Annotated in this window: 20 protein-coding genes; 13 read left to right on the top strand and 7 right to left on the bottom strand. The window is 63.3% G+C overall.

Annotation, left to right across the window (positions count from 1 at the left end; all coding sequences use genetic code 11):
• Nucleotides 1–25: 25 nt before the first annotated feature.
• Complete coding sequence (locus tag ACW9IN_RS01570) at nucleotides 26–790, bottom strand: tetratricopeptide repeat protein (RefSeq protein ID WP_457364220.1); 765 nt, start codon at nucleotides 788–790, stop codon at nucleotides 26–28.
• A gap of 48 nt (nucleotides 791–838) precedes the next feature.
• Here ACW9IN_RS01570 and ACW9IN_RS01565 point away from each other — a divergent pair, with 48 nt between their 5' ends.
• The 13 genes from ACW9IN_RS01565 (at nucleotide 839) to ACW9IN_RS01505 (ending at nucleotide 9,761) form a co-directional block, all read left to right on the top strand.
• A complete protein-coding gene (locus tag ACW9IN_RS01565; RefSeq protein ID WP_457364219.1) occupies nucleotides 839–1,402 on the top strand; it encodes a type III secretion protein in 564 nt (187 codons plus the stop codon).
• A gap of 12 nt (nucleotides 1,403–1,414) precedes the next feature.
• Nucleotides 1,415–1,648: a hypothetical protein gene (locus ACW9IN_RS01560; RefSeq protein WP_457364218.1), complete on the top strand. Its 234-nt coding sequence runs from the start codon at nucleotides 1,415–1,417 to the stop codon at nucleotides 1,646–1,648.
• A 9-nt stretch (nucleotides 1,649–1,657) separates the two neighbouring features.
• Entirely contained in the window at nucleotides 1,658–2,092 is a 435-nt protein-coding gene (locus ACW9IN_RS01555) for a hypothetical protein (RefSeq protein ID WP_457364217.1), read from the top strand.
• Nucleotides 2,093–2,096: 4 nt separating this feature from the next.
• Nucleotides 2,097–2,879 carry a type III secretion system inner membrane ring lipoprotein SctJ gene (gene sctJ / locus ACW9IN_RS01550; RefSeq protein ID WP_457364216.1) on the top strand — a complete coding sequence of 261 codons (783 nt, stop codon included), beginning with the start codon at nucleotides 2,097–2,099 and terminating at the stop codon, nucleotides 2,877–2,879.
• Nucleotides 2,876–3,490, top strand: a complete 615-nt coding sequence (locus tag ACW9IN_RS01545; RefSeq protein WP_457364215.1) for a type III secretion protein — start codon at nucleotides 2,876–2,878, stop codon at nucleotides 3,488–3,490. The genes sctJ and ACW9IN_RS01545 overlap by 4 nt, the downstream gene beginning before the upstream one ends.
• Before the next feature lie 11 nt (nucleotides 3,491–3,501).
• Complete coding sequence (locus ACW9IN_RS01540) at nucleotides 3,502–4,086, top strand: FliH/SctL family protein (protein WP_457364245.1); 585 nt, start codon at nucleotides 3,502–3,504, stop codon at nucleotides 4,084–4,086.
• Entirely contained in the window at nucleotides 4,083–5,411 is a 1,329-nt protein-coding gene (locus tag ACW9IN_RS01535; RefSeq protein WP_457364214.1) for a FliI/YscN family ATPase, read from the top strand. The genes ACW9IN_RS01540 and ACW9IN_RS01535 overlap by 4 nt, the downstream gene beginning before the upstream one ends.
• A 73-nt stretch (nucleotides 5,412–5,484) precedes the next feature.
• The gene (locus ACW9IN_RS01530; RefSeq protein ID WP_457364213.1) at nucleotides 5,485–5,958 is read left to right on the top strand and encodes a hypothetical protein; all 474 of its coding nucleotides are present in this window, start codon (nucleotides 5,485–5,487) and stop codon (nucleotides 5,956–5,958) included.
• Nucleotides 5,955–6,962 (top strand): type III secretion system cytoplasmic ring protein SctQ, encoded by a 1,008-nt coding sequence (gene sctQ, locus ACW9IN_RS01525; protein WP_457364212.1) that lies wholly within the window; start codon nucleotides 5,955–5,957, stop codon nucleotides 6,960–6,962. Before ACW9IN_RS01530 ends, sctQ begins: the two co-directional genes overlap by 4 nt.
• On the top strand, nucleotides 6,959–7,612 hold the full coding sequence (gene sctR / locus ACW9IN_RS01520) for a type III secretion system export apparatus subunit SctR (RefSeq protein ID WP_457364211.1): 654 nt from the start codon (nucleotides 6,959–6,961) through the stop codon (nucleotides 7,610–7,612). Before sctQ ends, sctR begins: the two co-directional genes overlap by 4 nt.
• A gap of 10 nt (nucleotides 7,613–7,622) precedes the next feature.
• Complete coding sequence (locus ACW9IN_RS01515; protein ID WP_457364210.1) at nucleotides 7,623–7,892, top strand: EscS/YscS/HrcS family type III secretion system export apparatus protein; 270 nt, start codon at nucleotides 7,623–7,625, stop codon at nucleotides 7,890–7,892.
• 6 nt (nucleotides 7,893–7,898) lie between these two features.
• The gene (sctT, locus tag ACW9IN_RS01510; RefSeq protein ID WP_457364209.1) at nucleotides 7,899–8,711 is read left to right on the top strand and encodes a type III secretion system export apparatus subunit SctT; all 813 of its coding nucleotides are present in this window, start codon (nucleotides 7,899–7,901) and stop codon (nucleotides 8,709–8,711) included.
• A gap of 3 nt (nucleotides 8,712–8,714) precedes the next feature.
• Nucleotides 8,715–9,761, top strand: coding sequence for an EscU/YscU/HrcU family type III secretion system export apparatus switch protein (locus ACW9IN_RS01505; protein ID WP_457364208.1), 1,047 nt, complete (start codon nucleotides 8,715–8,717; stop codon nucleotides 9,759–9,761).
• On the opposite strand, the gene ACW9IN_RS01500 is transcribed toward ACW9IN_RS01505, so the two are convergent.
• The 6 genes from ACW9IN_RS01500 to ACW9IN_RS01475 form a co-directional block, all read right to left on the bottom strand.
• Complete coding sequence (locus ACW9IN_RS01500; RefSeq protein WP_457364207.1) at nucleotides 9,762–10,436, bottom strand: amino acid ABC transporter permease; 675 nt, start codon at nucleotides 10,434–10,436, stop codon at nucleotides 9,762–9,764. It abuts the gene before it with no gap.
• Nucleotides 10,429–11,163, bottom strand: a complete 735-nt coding sequence (locus ACW9IN_RS01495) for an amino acid ABC transporter ATP-binding protein (protein WP_457364206.1) — start codon at nucleotides 11,161–11,163, stop codon at nucleotides 10,429–10,431. The genes ACW9IN_RS01500 and ACW9IN_RS01495 overlap by 8 nt, the downstream gene beginning before the upstream one ends.
• A gap of 16 nt (nucleotides 11,164–11,179) precedes the next feature.
• Nucleotides 11,180–11,827, bottom strand: a complete 648-nt coding sequence (locus ACW9IN_RS01490; RefSeq protein WP_457364205.1) for an amino acid ABC transporter permease — start codon at nucleotides 11,825–11,827, stop codon at nucleotides 11,180–11,182.
• A gap of 3 nt (nucleotides 11,828–11,830) precedes the next feature.
• A complete protein-coding gene (locus ACW9IN_RS01485) occupies nucleotides 11,831–12,574 on the bottom strand; it encodes a transporter substrate-binding domain-containing protein (RefSeq protein WP_457364204.1) in 744 nt (247 codons plus the stop codon).
• A gap of 437 nt (nucleotides 12,575–13,011) precedes the next feature.
• Entirely contained in the window at nucleotides 13,012–16,542 is a 3,531-nt protein-coding gene (locus ACW9IN_RS01480) for a hypothetical protein (protein WP_457364203.1), read from the bottom strand.
• A 338-nt stretch (nucleotides 16,543–16,880) separates the two neighbouring features.
• Nucleotides 16,881–19,718, bottom strand: a complete 2,838-nt coding sequence (locus ACW9IN_RS01475) for an ATP-binding protein (RefSeq protein ID WP_457364202.1) — start codon at nucleotides 19,716–19,718, stop codon at nucleotides 16,881–16,883.
• Nucleotides 19,719–19,772 lie beyond the last annotated feature (54 nt).

Raw genomic sequence — 19,772 nt, 5'->3', positions numbered from 1 at the left:
AGCACCGCTCAGATGCGCGACAAACTCAACGCGGATCGACCAACCCCAACTCCCGCGCCTGCGCCACCGGATCACTGATCGCCTTGATGCGCTTCGCTTCGGCCACCAGGCGCTCGCGCTCGGCGGCGGGGATGTCGTCCAGGGGCAGGCTGGCGATGCGTTGTTCGTAACCGGCCAGCACCATCACCAGCAGCTCGTTGCGCTGGTGGCGGGGCAGGGCGCGGGGCGAGCGGGACACCGGGGTGATGGTGTCCAGGGCCTGTTGCGACTGCCCGCCCAGGGCGTAGGCCAGGGCGAGGTTGCAGCGGCTGTCGAGGTCGTCGGGGGTCAGGCTCAGGCTCTTGGCGAAGGCGGTCTGGGCCGCAGCGGCCTGGCCATTGAGGACATTGGCGATACCCAGCCGGGTGTACGCCACCGGCAGGTGGCTGGCCTCGGCGGCCTGGGCCAGCGAGGTGACCGCGCGCTGGCTCTTGCCCAGTTGCAACTGCGCGGTGCCCAGGCCGAGCAGGGCTTCGGCGTTACGCGTGTCGAACCCCAGCGCTTGCTGGAAGGCGCGTTCGGCGCCCAGCGCATCCTTGGCGCCGAGCCTGGCCTGGCCCAGCTTGAGCCACAGCTCGATGCCCGCACCCGGTTGCTGGGCCGCTCGTTCGTACAACGCTGCGGCGCTGGCGTAGTCGCCGCGTTTGCTCAGGTCGTTGGCCAGTTGCAGGGACTTGTCACTGTCGGTCGAGGGTTTGCTGGAACAGGCCGCCAGGAACAGGGCACTGGCGAGCAGAAATTTCTGGGTCATCGTCACAACTCGTTGGGCGAAGGCGGACGCCATGTAAGCATATTTTTGATGGCTGTCCTATGCCTGTTCGGTGTGCGTCTGGCCAATGCCGCCGATGAGCCGGCGTGGTTCTCCCAACCCTACGCCTACGTGCTGGTGGACCAGGACGTACGCAGTGCCCTGGAAGAGTTCGGCCACAATCTCGACGTGCCCCTGGTGCTCTCCGACAAGGTGCGCGGCAAGGCCCGCAGCACCATTCGCGCCGCCACCGCCGGGGAGTTCCTGCAGACGCTGTGCAGCACCAACGGCCTGACCTGGTACTTCGACGGCAACCTCCTGTACCTCAACGCCAGCGACGAGATCACCACCAAGCTGTTCAAGGCCAGCGCCCTGAACCTGGATCAGTTGCAGGCCTACCTCAACACCCTCGACGTGTACGGCCAGCAGTTGTCCATGCGCAACGGTCCCGAGGGCGATGAAGTGTTCGTGTCCGGACCACCGCCGTACCTGGCGTTGGTGCAACAGCACGTCGATCACCTGCAACCCCGTGTCGTGGCCGCCCCGGTGGCGCGCGAGCGTGGGGTGCGGGTGTTCCGCGGTGCGCAAGTCAGTACTGAAACCCCCAACCAGTAAAGGAGCAGCACCATGTCCGTAACGGCCGTAGACAGCAACCTCGCCCCTGGTGGCGCCAGCCCTGAAGCCAAGTTCAATGCGGCGGTGGATAACGCCAAGGCCGCCGACAAACCCAACGAAGCCGATGACCCGGCGTTCACCGATGCGTTGATCACCCAGGCCGTCACCATTGGTGGCCAGTTCATCATCATGCCGAAGATGCAGGAACTGCTGAACGACGCGATGTCCGATGACGGCGAAGAGTAGGAATACCCTATGACTATCAGTCTCGCTGCTGGCGCCACGGCCCTCCCGCCGTCCGCTGGCGCGGGGCCCGCCGGGGCCTCGCAGAACCTGTTCGAGCACATGGCCAACACCGCCAAGGGCATGCCCGAGGGCGCGAGCCCGCATCAGATCGGCTCCGGCCTGATGGAGCGCCTGAACAGTTTTATCGACCGCTCCCGCACCTTTTCCGAGCGCGCCGACCTGCTCACCAACAACCCTTCGGCGCCACCACCGGCCTCGGCGGAGATCCGCACGGCCAGCGCCACGCCTCAAGGCGAGGGCGGGAAAAAAGTCGGCGAACAACAGGTCGACCAGATCGTCCACTCCCTGGGCAAGATGTTCGACTACTCCATCGAAACCCAGATGGTGGTGCGTGGTGCGACGCAGATTTCCGGGTCCGCCAACACGCTGCTCAAGGGTCAATAACGCCATGCCAAGCCCAAACCGCGCTCTGCGCCTGTTGCTGATCGGCCTGCTCGCCAGCCTGTTGCAGGCCTGCAACACCGACCTCTATACCAACCTCAGCGAGCGCGATGCCAACGCCATGGTCGCGGTGCTGCTGCGCGGCGGCATCCCGGCGGAACGCAAGGCCCAGGACAACGGCCAGCTCAAGGTGGTGGTCGACGAGTCACGCTTTGCCGAGGCCATGACCCTGCTCGACAACGCCGGCCTGCCGCAACAGAGCTTTTCCAACATGGGCGACGTGTTCAAGGGCAACGGCCTGGTGTCGTCACCGGTGCAGGAACGGGCGCAAATGATCTATGCCCTGAGCGAAGAGCTGTCCCACTCGGTGTCGCAGATCGACGGCATCGTCGCCGCCCGCGTGCACGTGGTGCTGCCGGACAACGACTTGCTCAAGCGCGTGATTTCGCCGTCGTCGGCTTCGGTGCTGGTGCGCTATGACCCGGGCACCGACATCAACACGCTGATCCCGCAGATCAAGACCCTGGTGGCCAACGGTATCTCCGGCCTGAGCTACGAAGGGGTGTCGGTGACGGCGATCAAGGCCGCCGTGGCCATCAGCCAGAACCCGGCGCAACCGCGCCTGGCGCGGTTCATGGGGCTGTGGCTGCTGGAAGACAACCTGGCCCAGGCGCGGATCCTGTTCGGCGGCTTGCTGCTGATCGCCCTCGGCGCCCTGGGTGTTCTGGCGCGCCAGCATTGGGCGCGGCGTCAGTCCCAGGCGTTGTACGTACTCAAGGAGGGTGAATGAGCTTGATCGAACGCTGGCGGGAGCTGATTACCGAGCCGCTGCAATTTGTGCGTGGGCCTGGCCTGGGCGCGTGTTTTGCCGAAGACATGCCTGAAGAGGTGTTGAGTGTGTTGCAGGGCCAGCCGCGTTTTCGCCAGCGCCTGGAACAGTTGCTGGTCAGCCATTACCAATTGGCGCCGCTGGAACAGTTGGTGACGCCGGCGGCGGCCGACTTGCCGGTGCTGTTGCTGACATCGGCGCAATTTGCCCGCCTGCCAAGGTTGTGCGGTGCCATCTGGCACGGCGCGACCTTGAGCCGTGAGATCCGCCGCGAGGTGGTCAACGAACTGCGCGCAGGGCTTGGCACTGAAGTGTTCAGCCAAGCCCTGGCGTTGCGTCAGCTGGGCGGCGCCGCCGACCTGCTGCGTGAACCGGCGGAACTGATCGAAGCCATCGACCGTGACGGCCATGGCTGCGTGGCGGCCTGGTTGCACGCCCAGCACGCCGACTTCCAAGGCTGGTTGCGCTTGCGCTTTGTCTTCCCCGAGGGCCACAGCACCCGACTGCCGCGTGACCTGGAAATCGTCCAGGCCGCCGCCGCCTGCCTGTTCGCCGAGGAGATTGCCCCGTGAGTGAGCACCCGATGAGTGAATTGCCGAGCCGTCCCACCGCGCGCATCCTGCGGGCCGAAGAGGCGGCTCTATGGACCGACGGGTTCGCCTTTTTGCAGGCGGCCAAGGCCCGCGCCGAACAGGTCAAGGCCGACAGCGATCAGTGGCTGGAGACCGCCCGCGCCGAAGGGTTTGAAAGTGCCCGCCAGGAAGGCGCCGAACAGGTGGCGCAACTGCTGTTGCAGACCCAATCCCAAGTACAGCATTACCTGAGCGGCCTGGAGGCGTCCCTGGCGGATCTGGCCCTGGGCATCGTGCGCGAAGTGCTGGGTGAACTGGACAACGCCGACCGGGTGGTGCGTTGCACCCGTCAGGCCCTGAGCGCGTTTCGCCAGGACCAGGCGTTGACGTTATGGGTGCCGCCCGCCGACGTCGACGCCCTGCGGCAACGCCTCAAGCTCGAAGGTTTGGCCATTGCGGTGGACGCCGATGAGCAACTGAGCGCCGGCCAGGCACGCCTCAACAGCCCGGCCGGTTCCGTGGAACTGGGCCTGGAGGCGCAACTGCAAAACCTGCGTCGCAGCTTGCTGCCGTTCGCCGAGGAGGGCGTGGCATGAGCGTCGCCCTCGAACAGTTGCTGCCCCGCCTGCACGAGCGCCTGGCCCAGGCCCGCTTGCGGCCCATGCACGGCACGGTGCTGAGTATTCGCGGTGTGCTGCTGCGCGCCAGCGTGGCCGGTGCGAGCATCGGCGAACTGTGCCAACTGCGCGATCCGGGCAGTGGCCGCAGCCTGAGTGCCGAAGTGATCGGGTTCGATGGGGACGAGGCGATTCTGTCGCCCATTGGCTCCATGGAAGGCCTGTCGACGCGTACGCAAATCACCGCCACCGGCGAAACCCTCGGGGTCGCCGTGGGCGACGCGCAACTGGGCCGAGTGATCAGCCCCATGGGCGATTTCCTCGACGGCGATGGTGTTCCGCCGACCCTGGCCTTGCAGCATTACCCGTTGCACGCCGAACCGCCGGCACCGTTCTCGCGGCAACTGATCGTGCGCTCGATGGCCCTGGGCATTCGGTCCATCGACGGTTTGCTGACCCTGGCCCAGGGCCAGCGCATGGGCATCTTCGGTGAGCCGGGGGTGGGCAAATCGTCGTTGCTCGCCAGCATCATTCGCAACAGTGAAGCCGATGTGATCGTGATCGGCCTGATCGGCGAGCGGGGCCGCGAAGTGCGTGAACTGCTCGACGTGCAACTGGACGCCCAGGCCCGTGCCCGCACGGTGGCGGTGGTCGCCACCTCGGACCGTCCGGCGGCCGAACGGGTGCGCGCGGCGTTCGTCGCCACCACCCTGGCCGAGTATCACCGTGACCAGGGCCGCAACGTGCTGCTGTTGATGGACAGCCTGACCCGCTTCGCCCGCGCGCAGCGTGAAATCGGCCTGGCGGTGGGCGAGCCGCCGACCCGTCGCGGTTATCCGCCGTCGTTCTTCTCGGCGCTGCCGCGTCTGTTGGAGCGCGCAGGACCTGGCCCTTCGGGCAGCATCACCGCGCTCTACACCGTGCTCACCGAGGGCGATGCCGCCAGTGATCCGGTGGCCGAGGAAGCCCGTTCGATTCTCGACGGGCATATTGCCCTCAGCGCCGAACTGGCCCAGCGCAACTACTTCCCGGCGGTGGACGTGCTGCGCAGCCGCAGCCGTCTGATGGAGCAGGTTGCCGGTGAGGAGCACAAGCGCCTGGCCATGCGCATTCGTGAACTGATGGCGCGTTACGGCGAGATCGAAATGCTGATCCGCGTGGGTGAATACTCCGCCGGCAGCGACCCCCTGGCAGACGAGGCCATCACCCGTCACAACGCGATCGAAGCGTTCCTGCGCCAGAACGCCGACGAACCCAGCAACCTGGAACAGACGCTGATCCGCATGCGCCAGGTGTTGGCATGAGACCAGCCCGCTCACCCCAGTGTCCGGGCATTACCACAACGATTCGTTTTGGCATGAAGAGGGAGACTGCCCGATGAAAACCGATCAACTGCGCACCCTGCAGACCCTGCGAGTGTTGCGTGAACAGCGCGCCGCCAGCCAGCTGGCCGCGCAACAGCAACGCTGCGAGCAGACCCACGGCGTGCTGAACGACGCCAAGGAGCAACTGCGCCTGCACCGTGAAGCGATTGCCGAAGAAGCCCGGCAGATTTATGCGTCCCTCACCGAAGGCTTGTCGGTGGCCAGTTGGCAAGCGGCCCAGGACCGTCTGCGCGGTTTGTCCGACGACCAGGAGCAGCTGGAAAACGACGTGACCCATGTGTCCACCACCCTGGAAAGCCAGGAGCGCGAGCGTGACCTGTTCCGTCAGGAGCGCCTGAGCCGCCAGCGTCAGTCCGACGCCTGGCAAAGTCTGCTGGATGGACGTGAGTACCATGAGCGCCGCGTGGGCGAGTTGCGGGACGAAGGTGAACCCCAGGCCCGCCTCGGGCAAGGCGTCGGCACATGATCGCGGCCCTTGCCGACCCGTTGTCGCCGTGGCTGACCCAGTACGACCCGGCGCTGCTGAGCCTGCATAACCAGTTGCACCGGCGCCGCCATGCCTGGCAGGGGCGTTGCGCCGGGCAGGCGGTGCGGGTGAGCTGGGCGACCGAGCCGCAGCCGCTCAACGCTCCCCGTGATGTGCTGCTGTTGCTCGGCCGCGCGCCGGTACGTCTGCGTTTGTCGCCGGCGGCGCTGGAGCAGGTACTGGCGCCCCTGGCGTTGCCGTTCGATGCGCAAACACTGCCGTCGCTGCCGCGCTCGCTGTTGCTGGAACTGGCGGTGCTCGACCTGATCGAGACCCTGGAGCCTTTGCTCGGCCATCCGGTGCAAGTGCTGGAAGCCACCGAAGGCCTTGAGCAGCGCCCGTTTGCCGTGCATCTGTCGCTGTCGCTGAGCTTCGGCGATGAGTCGGCCATGGGCGCGCAACTGGACTTGAGCGAAGGCGCTGCGGTGCTGGTGGCGCAACTGCTGGAGCAACACACCACGCTGGATCCCGACCCGTTGCCGACGCTGCGCCAGACCGTGACAGTGATCGCGGGGCGCCAGTGGCTGAGCCTCGGCGAACTGCGCAGCCTGCGACCCGGTGATGTGCTGATGCTGGAACAAGGCCCGGGCCCGCTGCTGGACCTGGACGGGCGGTTGCAAGCCCGTTGCCAGTTCCAGGGTGAGGTCTTGCGCGTACAGGAAGAATTGAAAGCGCCCCTTTTGGACATGGAGAACACAATGACTGACGTTGATGCGGCTGCGGCCCTGGATGACTTGCCGCTCAAACTGGTGTGCCAGGTGGGCAGCCTGGAACTGACCCTGGCGCAGTTGCGCGAACTGGGGGCGGGCAGCCTGTTGCAGCTCAATACCCCCGGTGTGGACAACGTCGACCTGATGGTCAACGGACGCCGCGTCGGCCAGGGCCAACTGGTGAAAATCGGTGATGGCCTGGGTGTGCGCCTGCTGAGTTTCGCCACCCCATGACCGGTTATCAGCCGAACCTGATCGAGATCATCCTGGTCGTCGCGACGATCGGGCTGATCCCGTTGGCGGTGGTGACACTCACCGGTTTCATGAAGATTTCGGTGGTGCTGTTCCTGATCCGCAACGCCCTCGGGGTGCAGCAGACCCCGCCGAACCTGGTGCTGTACGGCATCGCGCTGATTCTGTCGGTGTATGTCACCACGCCGTTGATCGGCGACATGTACCGGCAAGTGGAGGGCCGCGACCTCAATATCGAGCATGTGGAGCAACTCAAGGACCTGGGCGACGCCTTGCGCCCGCCGTTGCAGGCGCACCTGGCGCGGTTCGCCAACGAGTCCGAGCGCGGCTTTTTCGTGCAGGCCACCGAGACCATCTGGTCGCCGGAAGCCCGTGCCGACCTGCGTGACGATGACCTGGTGGTACTGGTGCCGGCGTTCGTCAGCTCGGAGCTGACCCGGGCGTTCGAGATTGGCTTCCTGCTGTATATCCCGTTCCTGGTGGTGGATTTGCTGGTGTCCAACGTACTGATGGCCATGGGCATGTCGATGGTCTCGCCGAACCTGATTTCCATCCCGCTGAAGATCTTTTTGTTCGTGTCGCTGAGTGGCTGGTCGCGCTTGATGCACGGTTTGATTCTGAGTTACGGCTGAGGCACGACCCATGGGCCAGGATGTATTTTTGTCGTTGATGAAACAGGCGCTGATGACGGTGCTGATGCTCTCGGCGCCGGCGCTGGGGGTGGCGATTATCGTGGGCTTGAGCGTGGGGCTGTTCCAGGCGCTGACGCAGATCCAGGACCAGACGCTGCCCCAGGTGGTGAAGCTGGTGGGCGTGCTGTTGACCATCGTGTTCCTCGGCCCGGTGCTGGCCGGGCAGGTGGCGGAACTGGGCGGCCAGGTGCTGGACAACTTCCCGATGTGGACGCGCTGACCGCCCATGGATGCCAGCCTTACCGCGCAGTTTCTGGAGGTCGCCTACCCGGTGATCAGTTCCGCTTCGCTCGCCGCTTGCCGGGCCATGGGCGTGGTGGTGATCACCCCGGCGTTCAACCGCCTGGGGCTCACCGGGATGATCCGTGGTTGTGTGGCCGTGGCGATTTCGATTCCGATGTTTTTCCCGGTGTTCGAGGCGCTCACCGCCATGCCCGAACACGGCAGCGTGTTCATCGCCGGCTTGCTGATCAAGGAGTTCCTGATCGGCATTTTGATCGGGCTGCTGTTCGGCATTCCGTTCTGGGCCGCCGAGGTGGCGGGGGAGTTGATCGACCTGCAACGCGGCTCGACCATGGCGCAGTTGGTGGACCCGTTGTCGTCCGGGGAGTCCAGCGTGATGGCGACCCTGCTCACCGTGATGCTGATCACGCTGTTCTTCATGTCCGGCGGGTTTATCCTGATGGTCGACGGTTACTACCACAGCTACCAGTTATGGCCGGTGACCTCATTCACCCCGGTCTTTGCAAGCTCGGCGCTGTTGGCGGTGCTGTCGATACTCGACCAGATCATGCGCGTGGGCGTGCTGATGGTTTCCCCGTTGCTGATCTCGTTGCTGATCACCGACCTGATGCTGGCGTACCTGTCGCGGATGGCGCCGAACCTGCACATCTTCGACTTGTCGCTGCCGGTGAAAAACCTGTTTTTCTCGATCCTGATGGTGATCTACATCGGCTTCCTGATCCCGTTGATGCTGGACCAGCTGGCGGAGTTCCGCGGCACGGTCGAACTGCTCAAGACCCTGTCGGGCATGGAGTAGCCGATGGCCGATACCAGTGAAGAGAAATCCCAGCCGGCCACGGACAAGAAACTCCAGGACGCGCGCAAGAAAGGCCAGGTCGCCAAGAGCCAGGACCTGGTGTCGGGCATGGTCATTCTGTTCTGCACCCTGTGCATTTCCATCCTTGCGCCCCGGGCCAAGGCCCAGGTCACGGCGCTGATCGACCTCACGGCGCAGATCTACGTGCAACCCTTCGCCACCGTGTGGCCCCGAGTGCTCGATCATGCCGAACAGCTGGTCATCAGCATTACCCTGCCGGTGATGGCGGTGACCACCGGCGTGGTGATCCTGACCAACATCATCACCATGCGCGGGTTCGTGTTTTCGGTGGACCCGATCAAGCCCGAGTTCAAGCGGATCAACCCGGCCGAGGGCATGAAGAAGATCTTCGCCCTGCGCAACCTGGTGGAGTTCATCAAGGGCCTGATCAAGGTGCACGTGCTGGCGGTGGCGTTCTACGTGGTGGGCAAGCATGCGTTGCAGGCATTGATGGAGTCGTCGCGCTGCGGGGCGGAGTGCATGGAGTCGACGTTCTTCCTGGTGCTCAAGCCGCTGGTGTTCACCGTGCTCTGCGCATTCATCCTGGTGGGCGGGGTGGACGTGATGATGCAGCGCTGGCTGTTCGGTCGCGACATGAAAATGACCCGCAGCGAAACCAAGCGCGAACGCAAGGACATCGACGGCGACCCGCTGATCAAGAGCGAGCGTCGGCGCCAGCGCAACGAAATGCAGGCCCTGGCCACCAAGCTGGGGTTGAACCGGGCGTCGATGATGATCGGCACCACCGACGGGTGCGTGATCGGCGTGCGTTATGTGCGCGGCGAAACGCCGGTGCCGGTGGTGGTGTGCCGCGCGTCGCCTGAGGAAGCGTTGCTGATGCTGCAGGAAGCCTACGACCTGGGCATTCCCCATGCGCCGGACAAGGCGCTGGCCGCGGATATCTACCGCAAGACCGTGCCGGGCGATCCGGTGCCGGACGCGTCGTTCCAGGCCGTGGCGGACTGGCTGGTGGCGGCGCGCCTTATCTGATCAGTGCCAGGCCAGCCGCGCGTTGCGCCGTTCCAGGGCCCTGGACAGCATAAACACCGCCGACGCCAATACCACGTAGAACAGCGCTGTCAGGGTGTAGGTTTTGAAGAACTCGAAGTTGCCACCGGCCAACTCCTGCATGCGTGCGAAAAATTCCGGGTATTGCACCAGGAACGCGATGGAGCTGTCTTTGAGGTTGTAGATCACCTGGTTGGTCAACGCGGGAATCGAGGTGCGCAATACCTGGGGCAGGATAAGGTTCGTGTAGATCTGGCCCTCGCTGAAACCTTGCGCGGTGGCCGCTTCCAGTTGGCTCTTGTCCAGGCCGTTGTAGGCCGTCAGCAGATACGCCGCATTGTAGGCGGCCACATTGGCGGTAAAACCGATGACCATCACCTCGAACGGGCTGAGCCGGATCCCCAGGGCCGGCAGGCCGTAGTACAGGATGTAGATGATGCAGATCAGCGGCGTCCCGATGAAAAACGACTTGTATGCCTCGATACTTCGGGCCACCCCTGAGCGTTTGCTCAGACTGAGGAAGAACACCAGCACACCCAGGGCAAAGCCGGTCACCGAGACAGTGAGCGTCAACTTGACCGTGGCCAGAATGCCCGACGCGATCAGTGGCCACTGGTCGAGGAAGTCCTGGTAAAAACTCAACCAGCGCTCAAGCATGACGTTTCTTCCCAAAGAACCAGGCGACTTCGGGGATATCCGACTGCAAGGCCAATTGGGCCACCGGCCCCTGGGCGACGATTTTGCCGGCGTACATGAACACCACGTTCTGGCTGATCTGATCGGCAAAGGCGATATCGTGGGTCACGCACACCGTGGTGATCCGGCGCGCTTCGAGCTTCTTGATCAGCAACGCGACTTCCTGGCTCATCAGGGGGTCCAGGGCCGAGGTGGGTTCGTCCAGAATGACGATTTCAGGCTGCATCACCAGGGTTCTTGCCAGCGCGACCCGCTGCTTCTGCCCACCGGACAGTTGGGCGGGAAACTTCTTGGCATGGGCGGCCATGTCAAAGTAGTCCAGCTCTTGCAGCGCCAGTGCCCGCGCTTCTTCACGGCTTTTGCCCTGGAGCTTGCGCAGGCCCAGGGTGATGTTGTCCAGCACGCTCAGGTGGCGGTACAGCGCAAAATTCTGAAAGACGAAGCCGATGTGCTTGCGCAGCGCGCGGATATCCAGCTGCGGGCTGAGCATGTCATCGCCGTGGAACCGGATCGTCCCGGAATCGGGTCGCTCCAGCAGGTTCATGCAACGGATCAAGGTGGTTTTGCCACAGCCAGAAGGCCCCATGATCACCAGGGTGTCTCCGGCGTTGACCGTCAGGTCGATGCCCTTGAGCACGACATGATCGCCAAAGGCTTTCATCAGGTTATTGATTTGCAGGATCGACATGGCGTTATTCCGGGTATCACTGATCGGCAAACCGGCGCTGCAGCCTGCGCAGCGCCAGGGCGAAGATCGAGTAGATGCAAAAGTACATGAGGCCTGCGGCCAGATAGATGTTCACGCCCAGCGACGTGGAGGCGGTGAGGGCCTTGGCCTGCCCGAGGATCTCGGTGAAACCGACGGTGTAGGCGAACGGTGTGTTTTTCAGGACGGCGGTCAGTTCATTCATCACGCCCGGTACGGAAAAACGCAGCATCTGCGGCAGCTCGATGTAAAACACCACCTGCCGGTCACTGAAGCCCATCGCCTGCGCTGCCGCCCGTTCATTGGGGTCGACCGAGGCCAGGGCACCGCGAAAGACTTCCGAGAGGTAGGCCCCGCCAATGACGCCCAGGCTGAGGTTCATGGCCACCATGGGCGAAGGGCGAATGCCCAGGCTCGGCAGGCCGAAATAGACGAGGAAGAGCAGCACCAGCACCGGAATCGAACGAACGATGAACACGGCGGCACTCAGAACTGCACCCGTACGATGGCCGGAGAGCCGCCGTAAAACGGCGACTCCCAACCCCAATGTGAAGGCGGTGATGAAGCACGACAGCGTGATATAGAACGTGGCCACGACACCGTGCAACAACAGCCCTATGACATCGAAGAACTGACGGTCAAACATCCGTTACGACTTCAACCACTTGTCCATGATGGCGGCCAACTTCTGTGGGCCCAGTTCTTTCAAGTAAGCATCGAAGTCCGCACGGATCGGCGAACCTTGCTGGAAGGCAAAACCGAGATGATCAACGCCCTTGAAAGAATAAGTGACGGCGATCGGCAACTTCTGGTGGAACTTGTAGTTGTCGTACACCGGCTCTTCGATAAACGCAAGATCCAGGTTGCCGTTTTGCAGGTCAGTGATCACTTCGTTATAAGAAGGGTACAACTTGGCATCGGCCACTTTGTAAAGACCCTTGGGTTCCAGATCGGTCTTGATCAAGTCGGCATAGGCCATGCCGCGTGGGTAACCGATGCTGTATTTTTTCAACTGCGCCAGGTCAGTCAGGGTCAGTTTCTTGGACGCCAGGCTCACCAGGTTGAACGAGTTTTCATAATACGGCGCCGAGAAGTCCATGACTTTCTTGCGCTTGTCGGTGATCGAAATACCCGAGAACGCCAGGTCCGCCTGCTTGCTGGCAACCGCGCCGAGCATGCCGTCCCAGTCGTATTCGGTGGTCTTGATGGTGCACCCGCGGGACTTGCAGTAGCCGTTGAAGATTTCCAGGTCAACGCCTTGCAGCTTGCCGCTCTGATCCTTGAACAGCATGGGCGGGGAGTTGGGCGAAACGGCGACTTCGAGGGTCTTGCCTTTCAGCAGGTCGTTGGCGCTGGCACCAAAGGCGGCCAGGCTCAACAGGGAGGCGAACATTATTTTTTTCAGGTTTTGCATAGAAGTCTCTCTTCAAAAAAGGGAACAAACCAGGATGGTTCAGCCAATTAACACCTGTGATCCCTCACGCACTCACAGACAAGTCTCCCAACCAATGTGGGTGAACAGTCTCTTTCCAGATAGGGTGTTTACACGATCAAAAGATTTATAAGCTTATTGCTTTAATTGTCTTCGGATCGTGAAGTGAAACGCAGGCAATAGTGGATCCAATTAGTTGTAGGTTAATAAATATGGATCCAATGAGTCATTCCATACGTTGCAATAATCATGATACTTGCACGCTTTGACTACTTAAAGAGAAATGGTTCAAAAATAAAAAATTAGTTATGCGCTTAGAGCGCGCTTAGTTGAAACTCGGCCCGGAATGACCGGGCCAGAGCGTTGTTGCGGGAAGGGAGAAGGGAGGGCGAGTAGGGTCAACCGTTGTCGACATCGTGATAGGGGCCGCCGTAGCCGTCGCCGACCCGCCAGATGATGTCGTGGTTGTCGTTGGTCCACTCCGACGGTTTGAGCGAGTACTTGTAGTCCTCGGAGTTGCGGTTGTTGCCGTCGCCGATGTAGTCCGGGTGATCGCGCCGATGGTCGCCGCCGCGAATGCTCGAGCGCGCGTCCCATTCTTCCTTGCGGAAATCGAAGATGCTCTGGTCCGTCGGCGCATCGCGCTGGCCCCAGTCGGACAGGTAGGTTTGCAGCCACACGTACGCTTCGTCGCCGTTGGGCTTGAGCAGGCCGTCCTGCTTGAAGTCCTGGATCTGGTTCCAGTTCTGCATCGAGATCTTGTGCAGCTTGTGTGATTGCACGGTGCTGAGGATCGCGCCGACAAACGACAGCGCACCGGAGATCAGGAAACCCACCGGGCCCAGGAACGGGATGATGCGCCCGGTAACACCGAGGGTGGTCAGCACTCCGCCGCCCGCTGCCACCAGGCTGCTGACGCCGCCGGCCATGGACAGCGAGCCCGAGGCGATTTTCACCGGGTCTTTTTCGCGCACGCCGTCACGTAAAGTAAACGCCGCCTGGACCACGCTGATCACGCCGCCGGCCACGTCGGTGGCCATGCCGATCACCTTGATCGCGCTGCTGGCGAACTTGGCGCCAAATCCGGCGCCGGCCACGCCGCCCCGGCTGGCGATGCCTTTTTCGATACCTTCCTGGACCTTTTTCGCGCCTTCGTCGCTCCAGCCGCCGCTGTTGAGTACCTTGCCCACGTCCTTGCCGTCGTCCATGGCCTGGTCGACGATCTCGAAGTACTTCTTCTGCACCGCCTCGGCATCCTTGGGCAGCGCGTGGTAGCCCTCGCCGGGCTTGGCCCACAGGTCGGGCAGCGAGCGGTCGAAGCCCATCAGCTTGTAGGCGTTGGTGCCGCGCAGCTTGTCGTAGACCTTCAGGCCCAGGGTCGCGAAGTGCGAACCGGTGCCGAGGAAACCGAGGAAGTCGTTGGCGATCCCGAGGCGCTTCATCGGGGTGTCCGCCAGCTTGCCGCCCTGGCCCGCCAGTTGATACACGATACGCCCCATGCCGATGGCGCCGCCGACCGAACCGAGTACGCCGTTGTCCTTGAGGAAACTCAGGTTCTTCACGAACGAGCTGCGGTTCTCTTCGCTGAGGTTGGGCATGATCTCCTTGCTCACGGCGTGTTCGATGTCGCTGAAGCTGATCACGCCGTTTTTCTGCCAGGTATCGCCTAGGGAAATCATCGCCTTGCCGAAGTCGGCGGCGGCGTTCTTGTCCTTGAGCAACTGGTCGACGAACTTGGAATACACCCCCAGCGCCTGGCGCGGCAGGCCGTCGGCGCTGCCCTTGAGCATCGACAGAATCGCCAGGGTGTTGTCCTGGGTGGCCAGGGCGGTGTTGTCGTCGCTGATCTTGCTCGGGTCATCCATCAGCTTTTCGACGGCATCGGTGTAGCCGTCGATCTGCAGGTTTTGCAGGAAGTTATCGGCCTTGGCCGGGTCCATGTCGGCCAGGGCGGTGTAGGCGGTCTGGATTTCCTGGGTGGCCAGTTCGGTCTTGCCGTCCTCCTGCAGGGCCTTGATGTATTTGGTGAAGTTCTCCGACGAGGTGCTGTCGACCAGCTTCTGGCGGGTTTCATCGACCTTGGCCTGGCCGCCGTCGACCTTGCCCAGGGCCGCATCATGATTGGCCTTGATATCCGCCTGGATGGTCGAGTCGCCGAGCAATTCGCCGATGGTCTTGTCGATGGACTTGGTGTCGAAGATGTTGTCGCGCACATCCCGCGACGTGACGTCGATCGGCGTGGTGGCGATGCCCTGGTTGCCGAACCCGTGTTCGGGAATGATCGACATGCCGTTGTCGGCCATGCTCTTGGCTTCCACCGCGCGCAGGAATTTGGCGCGGGGGTCGTCCTTGCCGATGCTGCCGTCCTTGACCCCGGCGCGATAGCTGTCCACCAGGGTTTTCATGGACAGGTCCTGCACCGACAGCGGGTTGCCGCTTTCATCCTTTTCGGTGGTGGCGAGGTTGTCCACCGAAACGTCCTTGAGCGGCGGCAAGCCGTTGTCGGCGCGCAGCTTGTCGACATCGGTGACCTGCTGGGCGATGTCGGTGCGGTAGCCGGAAATCTGCTCGAACATCTGCGGGTTGGTGTCTTCGCTGACGATGATTTTTTCTTCGGCGCCGCCCGGTTTGTGCTGGGTGAAGGCGATCAGACCGGGGCCGTAATCGCCTGCGCCGCCGACGCTCATGATGTCTTCGGTGGACGACAGGTAAGCGTCCGGCCCGGCCAGGCTGTAGCCGTCGCCTTTGGCCTTTTCGATCCCGGCCAGGCTCTGGCCCTTGGTGGTGTAGGCGGCGAAGGCTTCGGGGGTGATGTCCTTGGACACCACCAGCAATTTGCCGTCGGCCTGGTTGACCACCAGGATGCCGTCCATCGGTGCATCGACCTTGCTGATATCACTCAGCTTGAGGTTGGCTTCGTCCTTGCGCAGCAGTTCCTGGCCCGGCAGGGACTGGGCGTTCTTGATGTAGTCGAATGCCTGGCTGCCTTCACTTTTGTGCACGGCGTGGAGGAAGTTGTAGAGGCTGCTGCCGGCGTTGGGGTTGGGGTTGCTGAGGTCGGCGCCGGGCTGCGGCAGGGCGGCTTCGGACTGGGCAATCATGTATTTCTTGCCCTGGTGCTCGAACAGGATCACCCCGGACTTGGGGTCTTCGGACACGACTTTCAGTTGGCTGAAATCCAGGTCGCCGGGCAGGCTGGTGACTGCTTCGTACCCCTTGGCCTTGCCATCGGCGAGGGCTTTCAGAGTGACGCCGGCCTGGTTGAAGCTGGCGAAGGCTTCGGGGGTGAGTGCCTCGGAAATGACCAAGGTCTGGCCGCTGGCCATTTCGACCTTGACCACGCCGTCCTTGGCTTCGCCCACCGACTTGATGTTGGCCAGACGCACGGTGGGGTCGTCTTCACGCAGCAGTTGCTGATCGGGATTGCCCAGGGCTTCGCGAATCGCCTTGCCGGCGGGCGTGCCTTCGGTTTCGGCGAGGGTGTGCAACAGGTCGTAGAGCGGCGTGCCTTCGTCCGGCCCGCCCTGGTTGACCGGCGCCACCGCATGGCCGAAGTGCAGGCCCTTGAGGGTGTCGAAGCCTTCCTGGACTTTTTCTGCGCCTTCGCGGGTGATCTTGAACTTGTTGCCGTCCTGCTCGAAGTAGATCACCCCGGCGTCCTTGTCCTCGGACACCACCTTGAGTTTGTCGATCTCCAGCTTGGCGGGCAGGGCGGTGACCTCCTTGTAGTCGTCGGGCTTGATCTCGGACGGTTTCTTCAAGCCCTCGCCCGAATGTGCGGCGAGCACTTTGGGAGGGCTGAAGGTCTTATCGCCCGCCCCGGCGGCCGCCAAGGTCTTGGCCTTGTTGAGCAGTGCATCGAAGAGACGTTCCGGTGCTTTGGTTTCACCTACGCGCGGTGAGGCGGCTTTGTCGGGGCGATTGATCATTGTCCAGTCCATGGTGGTGTGGTTTGTGGGCGCACGAGTACTGGATATTAGGGGCTGGCGGGGCGTGAAATCGCGGGAATTGGCAACAACGCACAAGCTTTCACGGCTGTGAAATGGTCGTGTGATCTTCCTGTCACACCGACCCTACAGGTTGAAATCTACCTTTTGGGTGACAGGACGCTTTTGTAGTGAGCAGGCTTGTCGAATCGTCGCACCGCCTGCGCCGGAGCGCGAAGCGGTCCCAAAACCGGATGACGCGGTGGCTGTATTGGGGCTGCTACGCAGCCCGGCGCGGGCGGTGCGACGATTCGACAAGCCCGCTCACTACAAGAACGCCTTCAGCGGTGCTGAAAGCGCGGCAGGGAGGCGATGCGCAGTTTGGGTTCCTGCAACCGTGCCAGGTCTGCCGCGATCTGCGCGCGCCAGAAGTGCGCGCCGGCCAGTTGGGCGTCGACCCACGCCTGGCGCAGCAGCACTTTGGCTTTGTCCACCGAGCCGTATTGGGCCTGGCGCAGGGTCAGTTGCGCCTTGATGCGCAGCATCTGCGGCACGAACCAGCGTTCATGGCGGCCGAGGGCCAGTTGCAGGGTGTCTTCGAGCACTTCCAGGGCGAGTTTTTCCAGGCCCAGGCGCGCCAGGCCCAGAGCGTATTCACAACGCAACAGGCTGTAGAGCTGGCTGTCGCCCTGGCCTTGCAGATGGTGCAAGGCGTCGCCCAGTTGCGGCACGCCTTCTTCCGGCGAGCCCTGGCGGATCAACAGGATGCTCTCGAAGCAGCGGCGAAATTGCTGCCAGATGTGCAGGTCCTGGCCGGTGGTGCTGTCTTGCAGCAGGCCCAGGTAGTGGCGCACTTTCGGCAGGTTGGAGGCGAGCAGTGCAAGCGGGATGGCACCCAGGCACAGGGTGTACCAGAGCGTGGCGGGGTGGTCGAGGTTGATGGCTTCTTCGACACAGGTGCCGATCAGGCGCAGCGCCGGGTCGACGTCGCCTTCCAGCAACTGCACCTGGGCCTTGAGGCAGCGCGCCGCGATGCGTTGGTCGAAATGTACGTCGATGATGTGCGAGCGCGGCGCTGAAGGTGAGCCCAGGGCTTCGTCGATGTTCTGCCGCGCGCCGAGCAGGTCACCCATGTGGAACAAGGCTACGGCGCGCATGCGCTTGCCCAGCAACTGCTGGCTGCCGTTCTGGTTCAGGGCGATGTAGCGCTCGGCCAGTTCCAGCGCCTCGGCGTACTGGTTGCAGCCGCAGCGGTCGCTCCACAGGCCCCACAGGGCACGCAGCTTGTGCTCGGCGTCGCCCAGGTCGCGGGCGTCTTCGCGGACCTGGCGCCAGGCTTCGCGCATCGAGCCGCCGGTGCCGTAGGTGAGCATCAGTGCGCTGGCCAAGGCGGTTTGCAGCAGCATGCGCTGGCGCAACGGCAGTGGTGTCGTGGCGTCGCTCGCCAGGCCCTTGTCGACCCAGGTGCGACACTCGCGGACCAGCGACAAGCGCAGCCACAACGGTACGCCACCGAGGGTCAATTCAATGCCCAACGTGAGGTCGCCCTTGGGCGAGTAGGCCCATTCCAGCGCCGAGCGAATGTTGTTGATCTCCGGGCCGTAGAGCGCGAGCCAGGTTTCCGGGGACAGGCCGTCCAGCGTCTGGCCGGCTTCCTGCAACACGCCGAGGGCATAACGCGCATGGCGCTGGGCGGTGGAATTGGCTTCGCCCTGTTCGGTGAGTTTTTCCAGGGCATAGGCGCGGGTGGTTTCCAGCAAGCGGTAGCGCTTGAGCAACTGGGACTCGCCGGCGATCAGCAGCGACTTGTCCATCAGGCTTTCAAGCAGCGGCAAGGCGTTGCGGGGGTCGAGGCTGCTGCTGGCGGTCATCGCCTTGACCGCGTCGAGGGTGAACGAGCCGGTGAACACCGCCAACTGGCGCAACATCGCTTGCTCATCGTCGCTGAGCATCGCGTAGGTCCAGTCCAGGGTTGCGCTCAGGGAGCGATGGCGGGCGAGGGCGGTGCGACGGCCAGTCATTTGCAGGCGGAAGCTGCCGTCGAGCAGGCCGACCAGGTCCTGGACGCCAAAGGTGCGCACCCGCGCGGCGGCGATTTCGATGGCCAGGGCGTTGCTGTCGAGCTTGCGACAGATGGCGCATACCGCCGACACATCGGCGTCGTTGAACACAAAGTCGGGGTCGAGGGCGCGCACGCGCTCCACGAACAGGCGCACGCCGGACCAGGTCAGGGCTTCGGTGGCGCTGAGGGTTACGTGTTCGTCCGGCACTTGCAGCGGGGCCAGGTCGTGCACGCGTTCGCCTTCGGCGCGCAGCGGTTCGCGGCTGGTGGTCAGCACGCAGCACTGCGGGGCGTTGCGCAGCAGGGTTTCGACGGCGTCGGCGGTGTCCGGCAGGACGTGCTCGCAGTTGTCCAGCACCAACAGCAAGCGGCTGTTGGCCAGGGTCGCGGCGATACTGCGCAGCGGGTCCACGCTGACGGTCTGGATGCCCAGCGCGCTGGCGAGCATGCCCGCCACCCACTGGCCGCTGGTGGCGGGTGCCAGGTCGACGAAGCAAGTGTCCAGGCCGAACTCACTGGCCAACTGGTGCGCCACGGCCATGGCCACGGTGGTTTTGCCGATGCCACCAGGGCCGGTAATGGTCACGAATCGATGGTTCTGCACCTGGTCGGCGAGGCTGCTGATCAGGCTTTCACGGCCGATCACGTCACCCGGCTGCACGGAGGGGGCCAACTCTTCGCCCCTGGCCTGGGGCAATGGTATCGGCACCGGCACGGGCAGCAGCATCTCGTCGCTCGCCGCCTGTACCGTGATGGGCGCGACAAAGCGGTAACCCCGGCCCGGCACGGTCACGATATAGCTGAAGTTGCCATCGTCACCCAATGCCCGACGCAACGCGACGATCTGTGCGCGCAGGTTGCATTCTTCCACGACCACCTTGGGCCAGGCGAAGGAGATCAGTTCGGATTTTTCCAGCAGTTCGCCGGCCCGGTTGACCAGAGCGATCAGCAGGTAGAGGGCGCGGCTACCCAAGGTGACGGGCTCGCCGTTTCGCAGCAACACATGCTGGCGTGCCAGTAACAGGAAGGGGCCGAAACTTATGGCGCTCTCGGCGCAAGCCGGGGCCGGGTGATCTGTGTCCATGTAGGACACTGCGTGGTTCTTGCTCGAGCTCATCAATTCGTCCTTTTTATAGTCGGGCTTGTCGTTGGCGATCAAGCCAGTCGCCCT

This window comes from Pseudomonas sp. SDO5271_S396 (genome assembly GCF_054071795.1).
The sequence above is the reverse complement of the archived record's forward strand: the minus strand, read 5'-3'. Positions and strand labels throughout refer to the sequence as shown.